General features: G+C 40.7%; 15 protein-coding genes. 10 read left to right on the top strand and 5 right to left on the bottom strand.

From position 1 onward, the window contains the following. The first annotated feature begins 140 nt into the window (after positions 1-140). The 5 genes from AB8M93_RS12095 to AB8M93_RS12115 are packed head-to-tail and all read left to right on the top strand — an operon-like array spanning position 141 to position 6,518. Entirely contained in the window at positions 141-2,348 is a 2,208-nt protein-coding gene (locus AB8M93_RS12095; RefSeq protein ID WP_373057993.1) for a glycoside hydrolase family 3 N-terminal domain-containing protein, read from the top strand. A 15-nt stretch (positions 2,349-2,363) separates the two neighbouring features. Continuing rightward, positions 2,364-3,779: a glucuronate isomerase gene (uxaC, locus tag AB8M93_RS12100; protein WP_373057995.1), complete on the top strand. Its 1,416-nt coding sequence runs from the start codon at positions 2,364-2,366 to the stop codon at positions 3,777-3,779. Then, a complete protein-coding gene (locus AB8M93_RS12105) occupies positions 3,779-4,753 on the top strand; it encodes a TRAP transporter substrate-binding protein (RefSeq protein ID WP_373057997.1) in 975 nt (324 codons plus the stop codon). The genes uxaC and AB8M93_RS12105 overlap by 1 nt, the downstream gene beginning before the upstream one ends. Beyond that, positions 4,750-5,232 carry a TRAP transporter small permease gene (locus tag AB8M93_RS12110; RefSeq protein WP_373057999.1) on the top strand — a complete coding sequence of 161 codons (483 nt, stop codon included), beginning with the start codon at positions 4,750-4,752 and terminating at the stop codon, positions 5,230-5,232. The genes AB8M93_RS12105 and AB8M93_RS12110 overlap by 4 nt, the downstream gene beginning before the upstream one ends. Continuing rightward, positions 5,232-6,518, top strand: coding sequence for a TRAP transporter large permease (locus AB8M93_RS12115; protein ID WP_373058001.1), 1,287 nt, complete (start codon positions 5,232-5,234; stop codon positions 6,516-6,518). Before AB8M93_RS12110 ends, AB8M93_RS12115 begins: the two co-directional genes overlap by 1 nt. Here the strand turns inward: AB8M93_RS12115 and AB8M93_RS12120 are convergent. Next, complete coding sequence (locus tag AB8M93_RS12120; RefSeq protein WP_373058003.1) at positions 6,504-7,562, bottom strand: LacI family DNA-binding transcriptional regulator; 1,059 nt, start codon at positions 7,560-7,562, stop codon at positions 6,504-6,506. The two genes, AB8M93_RS12115 and AB8M93_RS12120, sit on opposite strands and share 15 nt — an antisense overlap. A 185-nt stretch (positions 7,563-7,747) precedes the next feature. Next, positions 7,748-8,467 carry an NUDIX hydrolase gene (locus tag AB8M93_RS12125; protein WP_373058005.1) on the bottom strand — a complete coding sequence of 240 codons (720 nt, stop codon included), beginning with the start codon at positions 8,465-8,467 and terminating at the stop codon, positions 7,748-7,750. Positions 8,468-8,654: 187 nt separating this feature from the next. Here AB8M93_RS12125 and xylE point away from each other — a divergent pair, with 187 nt between their 5' ends. Genes xylE through xylA form a run of 3 tightly spaced genes read left to right on the top strand, consistent with a single transcriptional unit; the run spans position 8,655 to position 13,100 of the window. Then, entirely contained in the window at positions 8,655-10,268 is a 1,614-nt protein-coding gene (gene xylE, locus AB8M93_RS12130; protein ID WP_373058007.1) for a D-xylose transporter XylE, read from the top strand. Positions 10,269-10,288: 20 nt separating this feature from the next. Next, the gene (locus tag AB8M93_RS12135; RefSeq protein ID WP_373058009.1) at positions 10,289-11,782 is read left to right on the top strand and encodes a xylulokinase; all 1,494 of its coding nucleotides are present in this window, start codon (positions 10,289-10,291) and stop codon (positions 11,780-11,782) included. Between the two features lie 4 nt (positions 11,783-11,786). Then, a complete protein-coding gene (gene xylA / locus AB8M93_RS12140; RefSeq protein WP_373058011.1) occupies positions 11,787-13,100 on the top strand; it encodes a xylose isomerase in 1,314 nt (437 codons plus the stop codon). Positions 13,101-13,604: 504 nt separating this feature from the next. Here xylA and AB8M93_RS12145 read toward each other — a convergent pair. Genes AB8M93_RS12145 through AB8M93_RS12155 form a run of 3 tightly spaced genes read right to left on the bottom strand, consistent with a single transcriptional unit; the run spans position 13,605 to position 20,666 of the window. Further along, a complete protein-coding gene (locus tag AB8M93_RS12145; protein WP_373058013.1) occupies positions 13,605-15,695 on the bottom strand; it encodes an endo-1,4-beta-xylanase in 2,091 nt (696 codons plus the stop codon). A 16-nt stretch (positions 15,696-15,711) separates the two neighbouring features. Continuing rightward, positions 15,712-17,544, bottom strand: a complete 1,833-nt coding sequence (locus AB8M93_RS12150; RefSeq protein ID WP_373058015.1) for a RagB/SusD family nutrient uptake outer membrane protein — start codon at positions 17,542-17,544, stop codon at positions 15,712-15,714. Between the two features lie 11 nt (positions 17,545-17,555). Beyond that, a complete protein-coding gene (locus AB8M93_RS12155; RefSeq protein ID WP_373058017.1) occupies positions 17,556-20,666 on the bottom strand; it encodes a SusC/RagA family TonB-linked outer membrane protein in 3,111 nt (1,036 codons plus the stop codon). Positions 20,667-20,952: 286 nt separating this feature from the next. On the opposite strand from AB8M93_RS12155, the gene AB8M93_RS12160 reads away from it, so the two are divergent. After that, positions 20,953-22,059 (top strand): glycoside hydrolase family 43 protein, encoded by a 1,107-nt coding sequence (locus AB8M93_RS12160; RefSeq protein ID WP_373058019.1) that lies wholly within the window; start codon positions 20,953-20,955, stop codon positions 22,057-22,059. Between the two features lie 16 nt (positions 22,060-22,075). Further along, on the top strand, positions 22,076-23,998 hold the full coding sequence (locus AB8M93_RS12165; RefSeq protein WP_373058021.1) for a sialate O-acetylesterase: 1,923 nt from the start codon (positions 22,076-22,078) through the stop codon (positions 23,996-23,998). The last annotated feature ends 132 nt before the right edge of the window (positions 23,999-24,130 follow it).

Here is a 24,130-nt window from a genome sequence, read left to right on the forward strand (position 1 = left end):
ATTAGGTAAAAAAAGCATGTAAACAAAATTTTTTACGCAATCGGTTGCGTTTAATTTAAATTTATGCGTTATTTGTTAAGCTATTGCGATATTCATCCCTTTATTTTCAAAAAATCATAATTTTCAATACTATAGAAGCCATGAGAATAATAATTACTAAAGTCCTGCTCATTACTATGGGTATTGTTTTTTCCGCTCAGGCCAATGCGCAAAATTCCGGTAATTCCGGGGCTTATCCTTTTAGGGATCCCGCTTTGCCTGTAGATGAAAGAGTTCAGGATTTAATCAATCGATTGACTCTGGAAGAGAAAGCAATGCAAATGGTGCATAACAGCCCGGCGGTAGAAAGATTGGGGATCCCGGAATATAACTGGTGGAACGAAGCTTTGCACGGGATTGGAAGGTCTGGCGTTGCCACGGTCTTTCCACAGGCCATAGGGATGGGGGCGACTTTTGATGAAGAACTTATAAAGGAAGTGGCCTCTGCAATTTCAGACGAAGCCAGGGCTACACATAATACGGCAGTTGAAAATGGTTATCGCCGCCAGTACAGCGGCCTTACTTTCTGGACGCCGAATATCAATATTTTCAGGGACCCGCGTTGGGGAAGGGGGCAGGAAACCTATGGAGAAGATCCTTATCTCACTTCTATCCTGGGCACTGCTTTTGTAAACGGCCTTCAGGGAGATAATCCAAAATACTTGAAGACGGCTGCGGCTGCAAAACATTTTGCAGTACACAGCGGCCCCGAAAAACTAAGGCACGAATTTAATGCGGAAGCCTCCCAAAAAGATTTATGGGAAACTTACCTGCCCGCATTTAAAGCTTTGGTAGATGCCGATGTGGAAACCATCATGTGCGCCTACAACAGCACCAACGGGGAACCTTGTTGTGCCAATAAATATCTGCTCCAGGATGTTTTGCGTGATAAATGGAATTTTGACGGGCATATTGTGAGTGATTGCTGGGCTTTAGTTGATTTTTATGAAGGGCATAATGTAGTGGAAACTCCTGAAGAGGCTGCTGCGCTTGCTATTAAAAGCGGGGTAAACCTTAACTGCGGAAGTGTTTATCCGCATCTTCCCGCCGCAGTAGAGCAGGGATTGGTGACCGAGGAGGAAATTGATGAACAGCTGGCAACTTTGCTAAAGACCAAGTTCAAGCTGGGCCTTTTTGATCCGGCTGAAGATAACCCGTATTCTAAACTTTCTGTGGAAAATTTAAATACCGAAGAACACCGGCAGCTGGCCAGGAAAACCGCGCAGAAGTCAATTGTAATGTTGAAGAATAATGGGGCGCTTCCATTAAAGAATAATCTTTCCAAATATTTTGTTACCGGGCCTAATGCTACAAGTGTAGAAGTGTTACTGGGGAATTACCACGGAATAAATCCTGATTTAGTAACCATTCTTGAAGGGCTTGCAGGAGCTATCGAGCCACAAAGCCAGATGCAGTACAGGCAGGGGACCTTGTTTGATCGTCCCAACGCAAACCCACAGGATTGGGCTTCCCCAAATGCGGGAAATAGCGATGCGACTATTGCCGTTTTGGGAATTTCAGGAGTATTGGAAGGTGAGGAAGGAGAGTCTATTGCTTCGGAAACCTTTGGAGACAGAATGGATTATAATATTCCGCAAAACCAGATCGATTATTTACAAAAATTGAGCGATGCCGCAGGCGATAATCCTGTTATTGCGGTAATTACCGGCGGCAGCCCAATGAACCTTGAAAAAGTGCATGAACTGGCAGATGCGGTGTTGCTGGTATGGTATCCCGGCGAAGAAGGAGGTAACGCGGTGGCCGATGTTGTTTTTGGCAAGGTTTCTCCTTCGGGAAGATTACCGATCACTTTTCCAAAATCACTTGATGACCTGCCGCCTTATGAAGATTACAGCATGAACGGCAGGACTTACAAATACATGGATGAGGCGCCAATGTACCCGTTTGGCTACGGACTTAGCTATACCAGTTTTGACTATTCTGCTATCAAGCTGTCAAAGAATAAGGTGAAAAAGGGCAATTCCCTGCAGGCTTCAGTTAAAGTTACCAACACCGGGGAAAAAGAAGCTGAAGAAGTGGTGCAGCTATATGTATCAGACGTAAAGACTTCAGTAGACGCTCCAAAATACCAGTTATTCGGGGTGAAAAGGGTGAAACTGCAGGCGGGTGCTTCCGAAGAAATCAGTTTTGAAATTACCCCGCAGATGATGGAACTGGTTAACCTGAAAGGAGAACGTGTACTGGAAAAAGGAGAATTTAAAGTGTACATTGGAGGCTCTACCCCCAATCCCAGAAATGTTGAACTGGGTATGACTGAAGTTGAAGAAGCTACTTTTAGCCTGAACTAATCTTAAAAGTTTTAAATGAAAAGTTTTATAGACGATAATTTTTTACTCGAAACTAAAGCTGCGCAAAACCTTTATCATGGCTTTGCAGAATCGCTTCCCATTATTGACTTTCACTGCCATTTACCCGTTGAAGATATTGCAGAAGACCGGCAGTTTTCCAATTTAACCGAAATTTGGATCAAGGGAGATCACTATAAGTGGCGGGCCATGCGGGCACTAGGAATTCCCGAAGATTACATTACAGGTGAAAGGACTGATGAAGAAAAATTCATGAAATGGGCCACCACCATTCCTTATGCGGTAAGAAACCCGTTATACCACTGGAGCCATCTGGAACTGGAGCGCTACTTTGGAATTACTGATCTTTTGAAGCCCGAAAATGCGAAGAAAATTTATAATCAATGCAACGATTTACTGGCCACCCCGGCTTATTCTGCAAGAAACCTGCTGAAGAAGATGAAGGTGGAAGTAGTTTGTACTTCCGATGATCCTGCAGATGACCTGAAGTATCATAAACAACTTGCAGATGAAGGATTCGAAATAAAAATCCTGCCTACTTTTCGCCCGGATAGTTTACTGGGGATTGAAAAAAATGATTTTGGCGTTTATATTGAAAGGCTTTCAGAAATAACCGGTATTGAGATCACCAATTTTAGTTCGCTGCAGAGAGCTGCTGAAAGCAGGATAGAGTATTTTCATGAAGTAGGCTGCCGCCTTTCAGACCATGGGCTTGATTATGCCTGTTCTGAAGATTTTACCGATGAAGAACTGGATGAAATTGTAAAAAAGAAACTGGGCGGGCAGGAAATAGAGGCTGAAGATGCTGTGATCTATAAATCTGGATTAATGCATTATCTCGGCATGTACTACGCTAAGAAAAAATGGGTGATGCAGTTGCACCTGGGGCCGGTGAGAAATGCAAATTCGAGGCTTCTGGAAGAATTAGGTGCCAATGCAGGCGTAGATAGTATAGGCGATTTTGAGCAGGCAAAGCCACTGGCAAAATTCCTGGATGGCCTGGAAAGAGAAAAGGCATTACCGAAAACTATCCTTTACAATGTAAATCCTGCAGATAATGAAGTGATGGCAACTATGGCGGGAAATTTTATGAGTGACAGTCCGAAGGGAAAAATTCAGCACGGTTCTGCCTGGTGGTTCCTAGACCAGAAAGATGGGATCGAGAAGCAACTCAATTCTCTTTCAAACATGGGCCTTATCAGCTGTTTTGTAGGAATGCTTACCGATAGCCGTAGCATGCTTTCTTTCCCGCGTCATGAATATTTCAGGAGGGTGTTGTGTAACCTTTTTGGGAAAGATATTCAGAAAAAGGAACTTCCTGAAGATATGGAATGGCTGGGGAAAATTGTTCAGGATATCTGCTATTATAACGCAAAGGAATATTTCGGTTTTTACGAAGCTGAGGACAAATAATGATAAAAAAACTCTTCTTTTTCAGTTTTTGTTTGCTGCTATTTTTCGCCTGCGGAAAAAAGGAGGAAGGGAAATCTTTAAAGCTGGCGCATAGCTTAGGGGTAACGCACCCTGTGCATATCGCCATGGAATATTTTGCTGAAAAGGTAAAGGAAAAATCGGGCGGGAAACTTAGTATTGAGATCTATCCCAGCAGCCAGTTAGGCTCTGAGCGGCAGGCGCTGGAATTATTGCAGATTGGCAGCCTTGCCATGACCAAGGTATCTTCTGCGGTAATGGAAAACTTTTCTCCAAAATTGCGGGTTTTTGGATACCCTTATTTATTCCGTGACCGGCAACATAGGTATAAGCTTTATGATAGTGAGCTGGGAAAAGAACTGCTGATGGACGGCGAAAAATACTGGTTGCGGGGTCTTACTTATTTTGATGCCGGCAGCCGTTCATTCTATACCATGGATACGCCTATAGAGGCTCCGGAAGACCTTCAGGGTATGAAGATAAGGGTAATGCAAAGCCCTACTGCCATTGCCCTGGTAAAAGCTTTGGGAGGATCTCCCACGCCGGTTTCCTGGGGAGAGCTTTATACTTCGCTACAACAAGGGGTGGTAGATGGTGCTGAGAATAACTTACCTAGCTTCTATTCCTCTAAGCATTATGAAATCTGTAAGAAATTTTCTATGGACCAGCATACTGCTATTCCCGATATTCTGGTTATAAGTTCTTCTATTTACGAGGAACTGAGTGAAGAGGAGAAAGGTTGGATTAACGAAAGCGCCAGGGAGGCTTCCCTCAAGGAGAGGGAACTTTGGGAAGCATCCGAGAAAGAGGCGCTTGAAGAAATATTAAAAGCCGGAGTGAAAGTTAATTATCCTGATAAAGAAAAATTCCGCGAAGAAAGCGAAGTCGTCATTGAAGCTTTAAAACAAAAAGATACTTCCCTCTACAACCTCGTGCAGGAAATAAAGGACTTATGAAAATACGTAAGAGGCTGAATATTGTGCTGGAATGGCTGTTAGTGATTTTACTTGCCGTTATGCTTTGTAGCGTTTTATGGGGTGTGGCCACCCGCTATATATTTGAAGATCAAAGCTCATGGACGGATGAACTTGCGCGTTTTATGCTTATTTGGGTGAGTATGGTAGGTGCAACTTATGTTTCCGGTAAAAACGGGCATATCGCCATAGACCTTTTACCAGCTTCCATGGCTGAAAAAAAGAAACTAAAACTCGAAATTTTAGCCTACGTATTAATTGCACTTTTTGTACTGGCAGTATTTGTTATTGGCGGGTTGCGCTATGTCTATATTTCTTTCCATTTAGGGCAAACCTCTGCCGCACTGGGCCTGCCTATGGGATATGTATATACTATTCTTCCGGTTTGCGGATTCCTTATAATTTATTTTAAGCTTCTCTCTGTACAGGAGGCAAAGATGCTTTTAAAAGAAACGGAATAATGGAGATACTTGTACTGGTACTTGGTTTTGTTGTGCTTGTTGGTATTCGTGTTCCGGTGGCATGGAGTATTGGTATAGCGTCGTTGCTCACCATCCTCATCAGCATAAATTCTATTCCTGCCTTTACCACTATTGCACAAAGAGTTGTGACCGGCCTGGATAGTTTTTCTCTGCTCGCCATACCTTTTTTCATCCTGGCGGGGCATATTATGAATCACGGCGGAATTGCCAAACGACTCATTGAATTTGCCAAATCTTTGGTAGGTTCCCTGCCAGGCGGCCTGGCCCATGTAAATATTGTTGCCGCTATGATGTTTGGTGCTATTGCAGGTTCAGCCGGTGCAGCCGCGGCAGCTATAGGAAGTTTTATGTCTGAACGTATGGAGAAGGAAGGCTATACAAAGGAATTTGGGGTGGCGGTTAATGTGACTTCAGCTACTACGGGATTGCTTATCCCGCCCAGCAATATTTTCATCATTTATTCCCTGGCCAGTGGCGGGGTAAGTATTGGTGCGCTTTTTCTGGCGGGTTATATTCCCGGAATCCTTACAGGGCTTATTTTGATGATCATTGCCTTAATATGGGCTAAAAGGAAAGGTTTTCCCACAGGAAAAAGAAGTTCTGCATCGCAGGTTTTTAAAGCTTTTATTTCGGCTTTACCAAGCCTGTTTCTGTTATTTATTATCATTGGTGGCATTGTTGCGGGAATTTTTACCGCTACTGAAGCGTCTTCGGTTGCGGTGGTGTATTGCCTTATACTTGCTTTCATTTACAAAGAAGTGGGCATTAAAGACCTGAAGGCTATCCTGGTGCAATCTGCCGGAACTATTTCCCTGGTAATGTTGCTTATCGCCATGTCCATTGCCATGTCCTGGATTATGTCTTATGAAAATATTCCGCAGGATGTAACTTCAGCTTTGCTGTCCTTCAGCGATAATCCAATTATCGTAATGATCCTAATCAACCTTATCTTGCTGTTTATTGGGATTTTTATGGACATGACCCCGGCAGTGCTCATTTTTACTCCCATTTTTCTTCCCGTTGCTACAGCAATGGGAATAGATCCTGTTCACTTCGGGATTATTATGGTGCTGAATCTATGTATTGGGCTTTGCACGCCACCGGTTGGTGCCGTACTTTTTATTGGGGTTGGAGTGGCAAATACTACAATTCAAAAGGTAATAAAACCTTTGTTGCCTCTTTTTGCAGGAATGCTGATCTCGTTAATCCTGGTAATTCTTTTTCCTCAGCTAAGCCTTTGGTTGCCGGAACTATTCGGCTTCTAATAAAGTTGCTGGAGTTTTCTTTTTACTGGAATTCCTTACGATAATTTCTGTATCCAACATGGTTATTTCTGAAACGTCGGTATCGAGATTTCTGGAAGAATGCTCCAGAATACGCTGGGTTGAAATTTCTCCCATTTTCATGGCAGGATGTGAAACCGTAGATAAAGCAGGTTCAACAATAGAGGCGATTGGATCGTCATTAAAGCCAATTACAGCAAAGTCATCCGGCACTTTTACTCCTTTTTTCTTGGCAGTTAGGATGGCGCTTACGGCGGCAGTGTCATTTGAAGAAAACAAGCCATCAGGTGGATTGGCCATATCTAACAGCCGGTTGGTGGCTTCTTCTCCTTCTTCAGAACTCATGGTGTTAAAGTCCACAATTAAATCTTCATCAATTTCAATAGCATTCTCCCGTAGGGCATCCAGATATCCTTTTTTCCGAAGATTATAAACGTTAAGATGCTGAGCGCCTGCAAAATGGGCAATCCTCTGGCAGCCCTGGTCAATAAGATGCTTGGTGGCACGGTAACCTGCTGCGTAATTATCAATAATCACACGGTAAGAGTTAAACTCATCTGGCACACGGTCTACAAAAACAATTGGGATATTCTGATCTATAAATTGTTGAAAATGGCCGGTGTCTTTGGTTTCCATCCCCAGGGAGACAATTAAACCACAAATGCGGCTGTCGTACAGTGCTTTGGCATTATTTATTTCATTTGCGTATTTATCGTTGGACTGACTTATAAGTACATTATGTCCCGCTTTTCTTGCAGCTTCTTCCACGCCGCTAATTAAGGAAGCGATAAAAGGCCTGTTAATACGGGCAATCATTATACCTATGGTCTTGCTTTTGTTATTCCGAAGGCTGGCTGCGATGGAATTTGGGCGGTATCCCATTTTTTTGGCGACCTTCTGAATTTCTTTAGTCGCTTTCTGGCTGATGCTCTTGTGGTTATTGAGAGCTCTTGAGATGGTAGAAGGAGAATATTTTAATTCCTTTGCAAGGTCATAAATAGTGACTTCCTTTTTCTTTTTCTTCATTATAACATTATTGACAGCCAATTATAGTTGCGCATAATTTCAAATATAATGAATTCATTTCATTCATAAGCCTTTAAAACAGGTAGATTCGAAACAGCAACAATTGCATAGGAATATCAAAATTCAATGCAACAACAAAAGCCTTATAATAATGGTAAAAATAACGTTTATAAAGGGATTTTGTTTTAAAATTCAAAGCTAAATCCTTTTTCGGTAAGTCTTTTATAAATGTTATCATCAAAACGGTATAGTTTGGCCGCCCGGTGGGATACATCTTTTTGTTTTTCGTTTAAATCTACCAGGAGTTTCATTCTTAAAATTTTCCTGCGGAAGTTGGGTTTATCCATTTCCACGCCAAGGATTTCTTCATAAAGCTGCATGAGTTGAAGTAAGGTGAATTTTTCCGGGAGCAAATTAAAGCCTATTGGTGCTTTTCTTACCCTACGTCTTAACCTTTTCAGGCTGTAATCCAGAATTTCATTGTGATCATAAATAAGATGAGGAATTTCATTTATTTTGTACCATTTCGCTTCCGATGCCGTAAAACCAGCCTTGACGTTATAATCTTCTCTTTTTATAAGAGCATTATAGCCAATGGTAATTACCCTTCCCACGGGAAACCGGTCTGGTTCCCCAAAAGCCTTGAGCTGTTCCAGGTAAATATTGTTGAGGCCGGTTAGCTCTCTTAGTAACCGGTGCGCCGCGTCATCCAGTCCCTCCTCCTTTTTTATCCATCCACCGGGTAGCCCCCATTCCCCTTTTCTAATTCCCTGGCCATGCTTAACCAGTAAAATTTCAAGACTGCCTGCTTCAAAACCAAATACCACACAATCTATGGTTATAGATCCTATAACAGTGGCTTCCACCATTTCTCCTGTTTCTTCGTTTATTAATGTTTTTTTCATCAAATTCCTGGCAATAATTTTTAGTAGTAGCTTTGCGTCTCTTTTTTTAGGATATGACACCTGGAGACTGTGCATTTTAAGAAAAATTAATAAATAATTATAATAAATTGCTAAAGTAAAAAATTATTTTTAAACTTGTGGTCATACAAACCATAAGGTATAAACTTACACATAATTTCCGCAAACGATGGCGACAGCAAAAATTAGTCAAAAAAGTGTTTACCTCATAACAATAGTTGCGAGTCTGGGAGGCTTGCTGTTTGGTTATGATACCGCAGTTATTTCCGGAGCGGTTGGCGCACTTGAAAATTATTTTATTACCTCTCTTCAAAACGACCAGGTACTATCAGCGAGTACTATTTTTCAGTTTAAAGTTATCATTAGCCTGTGTATACTGGCAGTGGGAATATTATTCGCTTCCTTTATTCTTAAGTTTTTTAGCCGGACAAAAGCATATGTAATTATTGCAGCAATTTTAATCCTTGGAGGGGCAGTTTATTATTTCCAGTTTTTATCGCTGCCCGATGTAATGACAGAAAATCTTCAAAATTCTATTCTCGGGTTTATGATTAGCAGTGCACTGGTGGGCTGTATCATTGGTGCATCTATGGGAGATAAAACGGCAAATTCTATTGGTCGCAGAAATGGTCTTATTCTGGCGGCGGTATTATTTCTTATATCTGCCTGTGGATCTGCCTACCCTGAACCCATGAATATTTTCCAGGCGAATACTTTAACTTCATTTATAATTTACCGGATTATAGGAGGGATAGGTGTGGGACTGGCCAGTATGCTGGCACCACTTTATATTGCTGAAATGGCACCGGCCAATATCCGCGGAAAACTGGTTTCTTTTAACCAGTTCGCAATCGTTACCGGAATGCTGGTGGTTTATTTTGTAAACTATTTTATAGTAAACGGCCAAACTGAAGATTGGATTAATCTGGAAGGATGGCGCTATATGTTTTTGAGTGAAGGTATCCCAGCGGTACTTTTCTTTCTGTTTTTACTGGTGGTGCCCAAAACTCCACGTTTTCAAACCATGAAAGGAAATGAAGAAGATGCGGTAAAAGTGCTTACCAAATTAAACGGTCCTGAAAAAGCCTCGCAAATCCTCCAGGAAATAAAAGCGTCCTTCAGTAAGACGCGGGCGCATTGGCTTACCTTTGGATGGGGAATTATTATAATTGGTATTCTACTTTCAGTTTTCCAGCAGTTCGTGGGTATTAATGTAGTTCTCTATTATGCTCCTGAAATTTTTAAAGGAATGGGAATGGAAACCGATGCTTCTATGCTCCAAACAATTATTGTAGGGGCCATAAACATGCTTTTTACCGTTCTGGCAATCTTTACCGTGGATAACTTCGGAAGAAAAAAATTAATGCTCATTGGTAGTGCGGTTATGGCTGTGAGTATGATTGGCCTGGGATTAGTATTGTACATGCAATCTGAAGGAGTATATGCTTTGCTTTGGATGCTGCTTTATATTGCTGCATTCGCTATGTCCTGGGGCCCTGTTACCTGGGTGCTGCTTTCTGAAATTTTTCCGAATAAAATTAAGGGAGTTATGGCTGTGGCTGTGGCCGTACAGTGGCTTGCGAATCTTTTAGTTTCCTGGACTTTCCCTATGATGAACAATAATGAAGGCCTTGTTGAAACATTCAACCATGGATTCTCTTACTGGATCTACGGAATTATGGCGGTACTCTCCGGGCTTTTCATCTGGAAATTTGTACCGGAAACCAAAGGCAAAACCCTGGAAGAAATGGAACTTTTGTGGGGGCCAAAAGATAAATTATAAGAATTGAAAAAAAATAAATTATGTACTTCTTAGGAATAGATTTAGGAAGCTCTTCCATAAAGCTTTCGGTTTTAGATGCTGAAAAGGGAAAAGAAATTTGTGCAGTGACTGTTCCCGAAGCCGAAATAGAAATGATTGCCCCAAAATTTGGATGGGCAGAGCAAGATCCTGAATTATGGTGGGATTATGTAAAAAAGGGACTGGGCAAAATAAGAAATCAGCACCAGGTAGATCTTAAGAAAATAATGGCCATAGGCATAGCTTACCAAATGCACGGGCTGGTGCTTACAGATGAAAATCTGAAACCTTTAAGGCCCTCAATTATCTGGTGTGACAGCCGTGCGGTAGCAATAGGAAATGAGGCATATGAAGCAATTGGGAGGGAAAAGAGCCAAAAGCAAATCCTTGGAAGCCCCGGCAATTTTACTGCTTCCAAATTAAAGTGGGTAAAAGAAAACGAGCCGGAAATTTATAAGAAGGCAAAATACATGATGTTACCAGGAGATTTTATTGCTGCAAAACTCTCTGGTGTCGCTCAAATCTCTTCTTCAGGTTTATCTGAAGCTGCTTTATGGGATTTTCCCAAGGGAAAATTAGCTACCGAAGTATTGGAAAAGATGGGGCTTTCTAAAGACCTTGTGCCTGAAGTAGTACCCAGTTTTGCAAAACAGGCAAAGGTGAATTCCCAGGTTGCCGAAGAACTTGGGCTTAATCCGGAAGCTGTAATCACCTACAGAGCTGGGGATCAGCCTAATAATGCACTTTCCTTAAATGTTTTAAAACCGGGAGAGATTGCTACTACCGCGGGTACATCTGCAGTAATTTATGCAGTGACTGATAAGGATATTTATGATGAACAAAGCCGCATTAATACTTTTTTACATGTTAATAATACCGAAGATCACAAACGAAATGGAATACTGGGTATTATAAATGGCTCCGGAATTCTTTACCAGTGGCTTAGGAAGACCATCTCCCTTGGCCGGCAGGAACTACTATCGTATGATCTTTTAAATGAAGAAGCCGCAAAAGTTGCCCCGGGAAGTGAAGAGTTAAGGTTTTATCCCTTTGGAAACGGAGCCGAAAGGATTTTTAATAATAAAGCGGTGAACTCGGGAATTGAGAATTTGAACTTTAATATGCATAAACCCGCACACCTTATAAGGTCGGCCTGCGAAGGGATCGTTTTTGCAATGAACTATGGATTTGATGTGATGAAATCCCTAGGAACCACAGGAGATGTGGTGCGTGCAGGTAAAGGAAATCTTTTTTTAAGCCCCGTCTTCAGGGAAATATTTTGCAATACCACGCAGGCTAACCTTCAACTTTATGAAACATCTGGTGCAGAGGGTGCAGCACGGGGTGCAGCTTATGGTTATGGGTACTATCACAGCCTGGATGAAGCTTTTGGGGATCTTGAAATCCTGGAAAGCCTGGAGCCTAAAAAAGAACTAAGCGCTCAATATCAGGATATATATGAAAATTGGAAACAATACATTAAAATAGAAGAATAATATTATGGAAAGTAAATTTTTTAAAGACGTTGATAAAGTAAAATATGAAGGAAGGGAAAGTGATAATCCCCTGGCCTTTAAATGGTACGATGAGAATAGAATGGTAGGGGGCAAAAGCCTTAAAGAACATTTACGTTTTGCAACTGCTTACTGGCATACCTTTAACAATACAGGAGCAGATCCTTTTGGTCCGGGAACAGAAACATTCGCCTGGGACAAAAGTGATGATCCTATTATCCGTGCAAAGGATAAAATGGATGCCGCTTTTGAGTTCATGACAAAATTGGGTATGCCTTATTATTGTTTTCATGATGTAGATGTGGTAGATGAAGCGCAAACGCTTGCTGAATTTGAGAAGCGCGTGCAAACAATGGTAGAATATGCCAAACAGAAGCAACAGGAAACTGGAATAAAATTACTTTGGGGTACTTCTAATCTTTTTAGTAACCCAAGATTCATGAATGGTGCAGCTACTAATCCTAATTTCGATGTATTGGCTTATGCTGCAGGACAGGCAAAAATAGCGCTTGATGCTACTATTGCCCTTGGAGGTGAAAATTATGTTTTCTGGGGTGGTAGAGAAGGCTATATGAGTTTGCTGAATACCGATATGAAAAGAGAGCAGGATCATTTAGCAAAATTCCTGCATACCTGTAAAGATTATGCACGTAAACAAGGTTTTAAAGGCATCTTCTTTATAGAGCCCAAGCCTATGGAGCCTACCAAGCATCAGTACGATTATGATGCGGCTACTTCTTTGGCATTTATCAATAAATACGGGCTTCAGGATGATTTTAAGCTGAACCTGGAAGTAAACCACGCAACTCTTGCTGGACACACTTTTCAGCATGAATTACAAGTTGCTGTAGATGCCGGAATGTTGGGCAGCATAGATGCCAACCGCGGTGATTATCAAAACGGTTGGGATACCGATCAATTCCCAATTAATCTTTATGAAATTACACAGGCGATGCTGGTAATTCTTGAAGGTGGCGGAATTCAGGGAGGTGGAATCAATTTTGATGCAAAAGTTCGTAGAAATTCAACCGATTTAAAAGACAAATTCATTGCACACGTTGCGGGAATGGATGTTTTTGCTCGGGGATTGATTTGCGCAAATGAGATCCTTGAGAATTCAAATTATCGAAAATTACGTAAGGATCGTTATGCTTCATTTGACAGTGGTAACGGGGCCAAATATGAAAAAGGAGAACTGTCTCTTGAAGAACTTAGTAAAATTGCCCGCGAGAATGGTGAGCCAAAACAAATAAGCGGCCAGCAGGAACTTTACGAGCAAATTATCGCTAATTCTTATTAGGATACATATTACTGTTAATTTAAAGGAGGCACTAAACCCTTAATCTTCCTTTTTGTATTACTTGAAATTAAAAAAGCTGTTCTCATGTTTTTAGAACAGCTTTTTTATTTAATTAAGATTGCTTCAGCAGGATTCCTAATAAGAATTTAGACATTTTATACCAATAAGACTAAACAAAGGCGATATTTATTGTTGATAGAACTTATTCTTGTGGAAGAGTTCGTTTACATTACAATTGGATTACATTGAGTTTATGCATTTTGTGTTTAGGGAAATAGGTTAAGGTTTGGTAAAAATTAAAAGAGCATAAATTTTCTGGATTAAGAAAAAATGCTTTTCACGGCTTCTTACAGTAAGAGTATTGCTTGCCAAGAAATTTTTTGGAGCATAAAGCTTTGCTTATATAGCTCTGGGGAAACAGGAGGTTTAGGAATAATAAAAGCCGTCTCATCTTATGCCCGAGACGGCTTTTCTTCATTACCAATTCAAACTTCTTTTATAGGATTAGTCTCTTAAAGCTTTTAACACTCCCGAATAAGCAGCCTTTTTCTGATAATCTTCATCAAAAAGCAGAGGGTATTCTGCTCGGCCATCAGAAATTAGCCAACTGTCTTTATCTGATACGCCCCAGAAGGTTACTCCATATTGTTGATCTGGCGGAACATTTCTTTGATAGGAATTAATCACGTATTCATACATCGCTGCCTGGTAGCCATAAAGTTGAGGAGTTGGAATAAAGCCTTGTTTTTCAAACGGATTCACTTTTATGTCAAGTTCAGAAACTTTGATTTGCAAACCAGTTCCAGCTAGTTTTTGAAACATATTGTCAATTCCTGCTTGTGATGTATTAATTCCAATATGCATTTGGGTTCCAATTCCATCTATTTTAGCACCTTTTCCCTGTAGTTCCTGCACGTAGGCAACCAGAGAATCTAATTTTGCAGGGTTCGATTCCAAATTATAATCATTTATGAAAAGGTCAGCCTCAGGATCTGCCTCTTCTGCATATTGAAATGCTTTTAATGCCCAATCCCTACCCAGATAATCTGACCAGAAGAAAACATCTGTAGCTTCGCTACTTACGGTAGTATTTAAACTGGTACGCAATCCACTGCCGCCATCAGCCATAGATTCGTTTACAACATCCCAGGCATGTACATCACCTTCAAAATGATTTACGGTTTCAGTAATAAAGTTTTTAAGTGCTTCATCTACTATCTGTGCAGCATCGCCTCCCCCGTCACCGCCTTCAGAGCCTGCTTCAACAAACATGATATCATCTACGTAATAAGTCATACTCGAGGCGCCCATGTCTAAAACAATTCTTGTTGAAGGATCATTTGCAGTGAAAGTCCAGCTGTATCTGGTCCAATCTGTGGTAATCTCAAAACTTCCGGAATATAGGGCTCCTGCTGGGGCATTTGTGGAATATCTAATATTTCCTCCTGAGGATTCAGCTTTTATCCATGCAGACATGGTATAATCTTCACCTACATTAGTGGGAATAGGATCACTAACAAATTGAGTTCTCCATGCATCCTGTCCTTCTCCAGTAGCCTGTAAGGCTCTATCGCCGGATCTAACGTTTTGTGGATCTGTGGTTTGTACAAGAAGACTGGCACCATTAAATTTACTCCAACCTGTAAAATTATCTCCTTCTCCTTCTTCAAGCCCCCCATTTACTGGATAGGTGTCTGGTCCTTCAGTTTCCTCAGGTTCTGCGTTAGGATCATAAAATTGTGCATCATCCAGGTAATAAGTCATGACTGAACCTCCCAGATCTAAAGCAATGCCTGTTTCTTCAGAATTTGCGGTGAAACTCCAGCTTAAGAGGGACCAATCTGTGCCTACCTCGTAATTTGCAGAATATTGTGCCCCTGCAGCGGAAGTGGTTGAAAATCTGATATTTCCTCCTGAAGATTCGGCTTTTGCCCAAATACTAAAAGTATATTCAGTCCCGTTGGTGGTAGCTATGGCATCACTGGCCAATTGGGTTCTCCATGCATCCTGGCCTTCTCCCGTAGCTTGTAATGCCCTGTCACCTGTTCTAACATTATCTGGTTCTGTTGCAGCAACAAGAAGATTTCCTCCATTGTATTTAGCCCAATTGGTAAAGTTATCTCCTTCTCCTTCTTCAAACCCCGGATTCAGCAATAAATTGTTAATAGTATTGCCTCCCCCTCCACCGGCTTGTTCAACAAGGCTGTTCAAATAATTTGCATTTTGATTAGAGTGCCATCCTAAAGTATGACCAAAAATACTGAGACCGGCATCTTTTGCTGCGGCAACCATTTCATCTGCTCTGGAAAAGTTGAAATTCCCGTTGTTATCTACAATAGCACCATGCTTCATATTGTATTCCAGGGTAACATTATCTGCTTCCTGGCTTACTATGTCCAAAATTTGAGGATTGTTTGAAAAACTTGAATAGTTAATGGAAAAGCCTATAGGAAATTCAGCAGCTTCCTGTAGCTGTCCTTCTGTATCATCGTAATCTCCCGTATCCAAAACATTCACGTCATAATCATCGGTGCAGGAGGTGAAGCCTGTAAGAATGGCTATTAGAATAAGTGAAATATATTTAATATTTTTCATTGTTAATAATTTTTATTTAGTATCCTGGGTTTTGGTATTCATCACCGTTTGGATCTGAGATACTGTTTAACTGTGATTGAGGGATTGGCCTTAACCTGTGGTAGGGCTCTATGTTAGGTGCTGCATCAGGATTATATTCTCTAACCCTTTCTAGTAGCATGCCTCTCATGGCCAGATCGGGCCATCTCATACTCTCTCCTACTAATTCTCTTGTTCTTTCATTGAGAATGAAATCCATGGTAACATCTGAAGCGCTTATGGTCATTTCATCCCGGCGATCTTCAACTTCTTCTGAACTTAGCTCTGGACGGTATGCTGCTCTTTCCCTTATCACGTTCAGGTAATCTGCAGCTTTATTTAATTGTCCTAATTGAAATGCTGCTTCTGCCGCTAAAAGGTAAGCTTCAGAAAATTTACTTACGATAAAGGGTCTCCCGGATACATCATTAAAAGCAGCACGTTGGGTATCATCATACTTTTTTAAATTAGGATAAAGTTGGATTGCCGGATTTTGATTGGTATAGTAATCGCTAGGTCCTAATACCCAGTAATTTTTGATTGGTTTTAATCTTTCTGCTTCAGCATCTGTAGGAGCCAGGTATATGGCGGTATCGCCTATTTCCAAGCCCAACTCAGCTATTCTATTAACGTACGTATTATAAGCATCTGTACCTTGTTCATTCACCGTGCTGGCATACCATACGGTTCTAAAGGAATTATTATATCGGCTATCATTAACCTTGTCTGCAAATGCTACCTCATAAACGTAAGGAAGTGGAGCATATCTTCTTAAAGGTCGTCCGTATTGAAGTGGCCTGCTATCTATTAACTGCTCACCTGCAAGATTGCTATTTGGATATGTACTTGGTATAGTGGCAGTATAATTAGCATTAAACATGTTGTTGGCAATATTAACCTTATTAGAGAAGTCACTACCGGGATTACCTACTTCATTAGCGGCATTGTTAAGTGGTAATCGTTCAACAGAAAATAATATTTCTCTGTTATAGTCATTACCTTGCTGGTGAACCATACCAAAATCTTGTAACAATCCTGTTCCGTAAGTGCCGCTATTGTTAACAAGTTGTTCTGCAGCTGCAAGGGAGTTTTCAAAATCCCCCGGTTGGCTTACCGAAGAATAGCCACGGTATAGATAAACTTTGGATAGTAAGAGAAATGCAGCCGCTTTAGAAAGTCGGAATGCATTTTCAGGCCGTTGATCGGGTAAATTTTCACTAGCATAAATCAAGTCATTAATCATGGCCTCGTAATCTTTTGCCAAAACTTCATCCATGGGTAAACGATAGAACTCATTCGTTGGGCTATTGTTATATTCCAGATCGCCCGCTCCTAAATTTACGGGAACTGCCCCAAATTGCTGCACTAGTAAAATATAATATTGCGCCCGTAGAAAATGTGCCTCTGCCATTATACGGGTTCGGGTATCTTCAGGCATATTAACATCCGGTGCAAACTCCAATACCGCATTAGCCAGGTTTATATTGGAATAGTTACGATTCCATGGTGTGAGAATTGCACCATTATTTGCATCTAAAGTATAGGTTCCTAATCTTAGAACATCACCATCCTGTCCTGTGGCAGGTTGGTCACCATAGGTCCATTCGTCGGTACCTACGGTGGTAATAGCTAAGGCTCCATTGGGTCCAAAATCATATCTTAAACCTGCGTAGATAGCATTTACAGCATCTTCAAGTCCAACCTGCGTTCTAAAATATTCTGGTGTGAAACTCGTATATGGCTCCTCCTGCAAAAAATCTTTTTCACAACTTATGGTAACCAAAGCTATTAATAGTAAACCATATGAGGTTAATTTTTTATTCAATTTCATATTGATGTTTTTTAAAATTTAAAATTCATTCCAAAAATCAGGGATTTGGTAGGTGGAGTGCCGGCTGAAATTACCAATGCACTGCCACTAAGGTTGCCGGGGCTGGATACCCCCTGACTATTATTAAAAGTACTGGTAGGTTCTGGATCTACCCCTCCTTTATCCACATAAGGAGAATACAGTAAAAAAGGATTTTGGGAGGTGACGTACAGACGTAAACTTTTTATAAATGAATTCTCAAGGGTTTCAGGACTTAATGTATATCCTAAATTAATACTTCTAATTTTCACAAATGAGGCGTCAAAGTATCCAAGGGTAGTCCAGGCATCGGATTGAGGACTTATTTGTTCTGCAGGTTGAGGGAAAAAGTTAGTGGGATTATTAGGGGTCCAATAGTCAACTTTAATTTGGTTTCTCCTTCCGTCATTCACTGTGAGGTAGCTGGATAGGGTTTGGTGAGGCTGGCTCACTAATAAACCACCTATTCTTGCGTAGGTGACTACGGAGAGATCGAAGCCTTTCCAGTTAAAGCGATTAGTAATACCGCCCTGCCAATCTGCTTCTGCGCTTCCAATTACGGATTTATCACTTTGATCAATTACTCCGTCATTGTTAATATCTTCCAGTTTCAATTGTCCTGGAACAGCTCCATATGTTGCTGCCTCCTGGGCCTCATCCAACTGCCATATTCCAAGTTTGTTATAATCATATATTGCACTAATGGGTTCTCCTATATGAAGACCTGCGTTAATATCTCTTTGGAAGCCACTTGTTAGCTCCTGTAGTTCATTCCTGTTATAAAACCAGTTTATATCAGCTTCCCAGGAAAAACCATCTGGATCTGCAGGACGGAAGATATCGGCAGACAATGTTACTTCTAATCCACGGTTGGTCATTTCTCCAACATTGGTAACAAAACTTCCCACTGCTCCGGATGAAGCAGGTAATTGTTGGCCATATAATATGTTATAGGTTCTGGCTTTGTACCAATCCACACTTCCTGAAATTCTATTTTGGAACAATCCAAAATCTACTGCAAGGTTAAGGGTTCTAGTATATTCCCAATCTAAATTGGGATCCGGAATATTTAGAATATAGAAGCCCTGTACTATAGATTGTCCATAATTATATCGAACAGGAATGCCGTTAATGGTATTACTTACTCCCCCTAAAGTGGAGTAGGGAGCAATAGCTTGGTTTGAAGTTTCTCCATATCCTCCGCGGAATTTTAAATTATTTATGAAGTCAACATTGTCCATAAAAGCTTCGTTGTGTAGATTCCAGCCCAAAGAAAATGCGCCATAGGAGTGAAACTCATTTCCCTCACCTAACCTGGATGAACCATCCCTACGCCCAGACACTGTAAGAAGGTAACGATCATCATAACCATAATTTAGCCTTACCATTTGTGATTCCAGTTGCCAGGATGATTCCCCCCCACCTAATTGGGCAGCCGGAGAGGGAGAAGATATTCCAAGGTTATAAAACCTCACAAAATCGGCAGTTATAGAATCTTTGCGAACATTTGTACTGTAATTTTGATCTTCCTGAGCACTATATAAAAGTGTGACATCAATATTGTGTTTATCCGCAATAGTTTTTTTATAGGTAATTAAATTTTCCAACGTATACCCAAAGGATTCTGCATTACCTACATATGCTGTATTTCCCTGGTTAGGTCTAAAATAAGATGGTTGTGCAGGTATATCCTGAGGTTGAAATTGTGCATTCTGCGTCTGTCTGTAATATCCGCCGGCATTTAGCCTATATGCGAATCCATCAAAAATTTCCCACTCAAAATATCCTGTATTAAATGTGTAAAGGGTTCTAACTCTATCGTCCCAGCTTCCTTCATATTCTCTTATTAAAAGAGGGCTGTAAGTGGATTCCTGATCATCAATGTTTCCAGCTGGGGTTACCAGAATATTTCCATTTTCATCATAAGGTGGCATCAAAGGGCTTAATGTGAGTAAAGGAAACACGTTTAATCCAAATTGAGAACCATTTGTAATAGTTAAATTATTAAGAGTGCTAATTCCTAATCTCACATGGTCACCCATGTTAAAATCTCCATTTGCCCTTAGAGAAAATCGTTCAAAATCTTGGGAGGGCAATACTGTGGTTTCTTTAAAATAGCCTAATCCCGTTGAAAAGCGAGAAGTTTCACTTCCACCGGAAATATTTAAATTATGATTAGTAATAATACCATCCTGGTAAACCAGGTCCTGCCAGTCTGTATCTCTTCCTTGGGCAATGCCTTCAATTTCTCTTGGGCGGTAACCTTCTCTAAAAGGAGAAATATCTCGTAAAGCGCGGTATTCTTCTGCACTATAGACATTATATTTTCTTGCAACTGTATTAATTCCGGTATAAGAATCAAGGTTAATAGTAGTTTCTCCTGCTACTCCATCTTTTGTAGTAATGAGGATCACTCCATTTGCACCTCTGGAGCCATAAATAACAGTGGCTGAAGCATCCTTTAATACATCAATAGATTCGATAGAATTTGGGCTAATATCTGTAAGACTACCTTGGTAAGGTATCCCGTCTACCACTACAAGTGGGTTGTTATCTCCTGTTATAGACCTGTTCCCTCGTATCCTAATTCTTGCATCTGCTCCGGGTCTGTTCCCAATAGGTTGGATTTCTACCCCCGCAAGACGACCCTGTAATTGTTGTTGTATGTTTGCCGCGGGTACCTCCCTTAGCTCCTCGCTCGAAGTAGAAACAATAGATCCTGTAACATCACTACGGCGTTGTGTACCATATCCAACGACAACGATTTCGTCCAAGGATTCAGTATCTTCTTCCATTGTAACATCTATTGTTGATCTTCCTTCTACAGGAACATCTAAAGTCTTGAAACCAACAAAGCTAAATCTTAAAGTTCCCGTTGATGGAACAGCGGTAATACTGTAATTACCATTAAAATCTGTGACCACTCCTCGATTGGTCCCTTCAAGTATTACAGAAACCCCTGGTAAGGGTCCCATGGCATCAGATACAGTACCTGATACAGTCACTTCCTGAGCACTTAAAGCTGTTGTAAATAGTAGCAAAAAAAGGAAGGACAATTTTTTTAAAGGATTTTGTTTTCCTTTAGAGAGTCTTTTTTGGATCATAATATCATATTTGTAGTTCACAGTATTAAAATATATTATTAATGCAATTAATCATTTATAAAAATTTAGATATGATAAATATACATAAATAATTGATTGACGCAATCGGTTGCGTTAAAAAATCATAGATTTTTGTAAATTTAACATAAAATATTATGCTATGACTAAATTAAGTATCTGTAAATCAACTATTTAATAAAATAAAATTTTGGCGAATACGATTGAGTAAAGATTTTATACTTTAGCTTTTTAATAATTCTTTAAAAACATCCTCTAATTTAACATTATGAAAAAACAAGCTATTCTTATTGCCATTTCTTCTCTATTCCTCCTTACTGAAGGTTGCGGTGAAAAAAAAGATAATCATTCAGAAGAGGCAGAAGTTCAGGAGGATTCTGTAAAGCCTGAAGAAGAACAATTCAACTCCAAGCCTTTAATTACAGATAACTACACGGCAGATCCTTCTGCGCATGTGTTTAATGGTAAAATTTATATCTATCCCTCACATGACTGGGATTCAGGAGTTCCTGAAGATGATATGGGGAACCATTTTAATATGAAAGATTATCATGTATATTCTATGGATAGCATTGGGGCAAAAGTCGTAGATCATGGAGTGGCCCTTGACGTAGAGGATGTGGAATGGGCAAAGAGACAAATGTGGGCGCCAGACGCTGCTGAAAAAAATGGGACCTATTACCTGTATTTTCCAGCCAAAAATAAAGATGATGTCTTTAAAATAGGAGTTGCCACGGCCGATAATCCCGCAGGTCCTTTTACTGCTCAGCCAGAACCTATAGCAAACAGCTTTAGTATAGATCCTGCTGTCTTTGGAGATACCGATGGGGAACACTATATGTATTTTGGCGGAATCTGGGGAGGACAGTTGCAACGCTGGCAGTCTGGAAAATATGTTGAAGAAGATAAATATCCTGCTGATAGTGCCGCAGCTCTTCAGCCTAAAGTGGCTAAGCTGGGTGAGGATATGATGAGCTTTGCTGAAGCTCCAAGGGACATAAAAATTTTGGATGAAAACGGTAAGGAACTTACCACAGGAGACAATGAGCGCAGATTTTTTGAAGCCGCCTGGGTTCATAAAATGAACGGGAAGTATTATTTTTCCTATTCCACAGGAGATACCCATAAGATTGTTTATGCCACCGGCGATAGCCCATACGGTCCTTTTACCTATCAGGGAGTGGTGCTGGAGCCTGTTTTAGGCTGGACCAACCACCACTCTATTGTAGAATATAAGGGCAAATGGTACCTATTTTATCATGATAGTTCTTTGTCTGGAGGGAAAACTTATCTGAGAAGTGTTAAAATGACTGAACTTCAGATTAATGACGATGGGAGCATAGAAACAGTAAATGCCATGGTTGAGGCTGAATAATTTATTTCCAGATATTATGAAAAAATTGCTTTTTATCCTGATGCTCATTATTCCATTTGGAGTAATGCAGGCTCAGGTGCGTTTGCCGCGCCTTATAAATGATGGAATGGTGCTGCAGCGAAATGCAGAGGTGAAAATTTGGGGCTGGGCTTCTAAAGGAGAACAGATTAGCCTTTCTTTCCTCAGCGACACTTATGAAGCCAAGGCCGATAACAACGGGAATTGGGTTATAAACCTTTCAGATTTAAAAGCCGGCGGCCCGTATAAAATGAGCATTAGCGGCAAAAACAGTATTGCTTTAGAAGAGGTTTACGTAGGGGATGTTTGGCTGGCTTCCGGGCAATCCAATATGGAACTGCCAATGTTCCGGGTAGAATCTATGTATAAAAATGAAGTGGCAACAGCATCTAATTCTGGCATACGTTTTTTTCAGGTGCCGCAAACCTATAATTTCAATGAACCAAAACAAGATTTGGAAGGAGGAGAATGGCTGCCGGTAACGCCGGAGAACATCAGGCAATTCTCTGCGGTCGCCTACTTTTTTGCCAAAAACCTTAATGAGCGGTATAAGGTACCTGTGGGCATAATAAATTCCAGTTTGGGAGGTTCGCCGGCGGAAGCATGGATAAGTGAGGAGTCCCTGAAAAAATTTCCGGAATATTCTAATGAAGCAATTCGGTACCAAAATGCCTCATTCCGTGATAGTATTGAAAAAAGTGATTCTGAAAGGATAAACAGCTGGTATGGAAAATCCACTGAAGGAGATTTAGGAATAGCCGAAGACTGGAAAGAAGAAAATCTTAATGTTTCTGATTGGTCCCAGATGGAAATTCCGGGGTATTGGGCAGATTATTCCCTGGGCCAAAAAAATGGGGTGGTATGGTTCAGGAGAAAATTTAAAATTCCTGAGCATCTTACTAACCAGTCTCCAAAGCTATTATTAGGGAGAATAGTAGATGCAGATTCGGTATTTGTAAATGGTTCTTTTATAGGGAATACCACCTATCAATATCCACCAAGACGATACCAGGTTCCTGCAAATATTCTAAAGGCCGGCGAAAATACTATTAGTATTCGTGTTACTAACGTAGGAGGGCGAGGTGGTTTTGTTGAAGATAAACCGTATAAGCTGGTTTTTGAAAATTCTGAAATAAATCTGGCCGGGGAATGGAATTACAAATTAGGTGTTGAAATGCCTCCTTTAAGAGGTGAAACATTTATAAGGTGGAAACCTCTTGGCTTGTATAATGCCATGATTGCCCCTTTAACAAATTATACCATAAAAGGCGTTATTTGGTACCAGGGAGAGTCTAATACAGATACTGCGGGGGAATATAGAGACCTTTTTTCAAGCCTTATCCGGGACTGGAGAAAGCAATGGGATCTGGGAGATTTTCCTTTTCTCTTTGTACAACTGGCGAATTTCATGAAGGCCAAAAATGAACCGGGCGACAGTAATTGGGCCAGATTAAGGGATGCCCAACTAAAATCATTGGCATTACCCCAAACAGGAATGGCCGTAGCCATAGATGTTGGGGAATGGAATGACATCCATCCTTTAAATAAAAAGACGGTGGGTGACCGTCTTGCCCAGGCCGCCCGAAAAGTTGCCTATAACGAAGAAGTTGTCGCCGGAGGCCCAATATACAGTTCCTACACCCGCAAAGGGAATTCTATTGTTATCAGCTTTAATGATGTTGGCAAGGGCCTTATGATTAAAAATGGCAATAAACTGAAACATTTTGCCATTGCCGGTAAAGATCATCAGTTTGTTTGGGCGAATGCGAAAATCCAGGGAGATAAAGTTGTGGTTTCCAGCCCTAATGTTGAAAATCCCGTAGCGGTAAGATATGCCTGGGCAGATAATCCGGAAGGGGCAAATCTTTACAACAAAGCTGGATTTCCAGCGTCGCCTTTCAGGACTGATAGCTGGGAATAGCCATTTTTAAGAACCATAAAAACAGGATTAGAGCTTCTCTGATCCTGTTTTTTATTTTGAAGGAAATATTAGCAGAATTTTATCTGCTTCTTCAGCCTTTATAACAGTCTCAGAAGCAGGTTAAAAATCTGA

Origin of the sequence: Autumnicola aciditolerans (assembly GCF_041679265.1) — a bacterium.
In the GTDB taxonomy this organism is placed as follows: Bacteria; Bacteroidota; Bacteroidia; order Flavobacteriales; family Flavobacteriaceae; genus Autumnicola.

What these genes read in the sequence shown, in the direction of transcription:
- AB8M93_RS12125 (WP_373058005.1), bottom strand. Translation starts at nt 8,467, where the DNA reads ATGAAAAAAACATTAATAAACGAAGAAACAGGAGAAATGGTGGAAGCC.
- AB8M93_RS12150 (WP_373058015.1), bottom strand. Translation starts at nt 17,544, where the DNA reads ATGAAATTGAATAAAAAATTAACCTCATATGGTTTACTATTAATAGCT.
- AB8M93_RS12135 (WP_373058009.1), top strand. Translation starts at nt 10,289, where the DNA reads ATGTACTTCTTAGGAATAGATTTAGGAAGCTCTTCCATAAAGCTTTCG.
- xylE (WP_373058007.1), top strand. Translation starts at nt 8,655, where the DNA reads ATGGCGACAGCAAAAATTAGTCAAAAAAGTGTTTACCTCATAACAATA.
- xylA (WP_373058011.1), top strand. Translation starts at nt 11,787, where the DNA reads ATGGAAAGTAAATTTTTTAAAGACGTTGATAAAGTAAAATATGAAGGA.
- AB8M93_RS12120 (WP_373058003.1), bottom strand. Translation starts at nt 7,562, where the DNA reads ATGAAGAAAAAGAAAAAGGAAGTCACTATTTATGACCTTGCAAAGGAA.
- AB8M93_RS12155 (WP_373058017.1), bottom strand. Translation starts at nt 20,666, where the DNA reads ATGATCCAAAAAAGACTCTCTAAAGGAAAACAAAATCCTTTAAAAAAA.
- uxaC (WP_373057995.1), top strand. Translation starts at nt 2,364, where the DNA reads ATGAAAAGTTTTATAGACGATAATTTTTTACTCGAAACTAAAGCTGCG.
- AB8M93_RS12095 (WP_373057993.1), top strand. Translation starts at nt 141, where the DNA reads ATGAGAATAATAATTACTAAAGTCCTGCTCATTACTATGGGTATTGTT.
- AB8M93_RS12110 (WP_373057999.1), top strand. Translation starts at nt 4,750, where the DNA reads ATGAAAATACGTAAGAGGCTGAATATTGTGCTGGAATGGCTGTTAGTG.
- AB8M93_RS12145 (WP_373058013.1), bottom strand. Translation starts at nt 15,695, where the DNA reads ATGAAAAATATTAAATATATTTCACTTATTCTAATAGCCATTCTTACA.
- AB8M93_RS12160 (WP_373058019.1), top strand. Translation starts at nt 20,953, where the DNA reads ATGAAAAAACAAGCTATTCTTATTGCCATTTCTTCTCTATTCCTCCTT.
- AB8M93_RS12165 (WP_373058021.1), top strand. Translation starts at nt 22,076, where the DNA reads ATGAAAAAATTGCTTTTTATCCTGATGCTCATTATTCCATTTGGAGTA.
- AB8M93_RS12115 (WP_373058001.1), top strand. Translation starts at nt 5,232, where the DNA reads ATGGAGATACTTGTACTGGTACTTGGTTTTGTTGTGCTTGTTGGTATT.
- AB8M93_RS12105 (WP_373057997.1), top strand. Translation starts at nt 3,779, where the DNA reads ATGATAAAAAAACTCTTCTTTTTCAGTTTTTGTTTGCTGCTATTTTTC.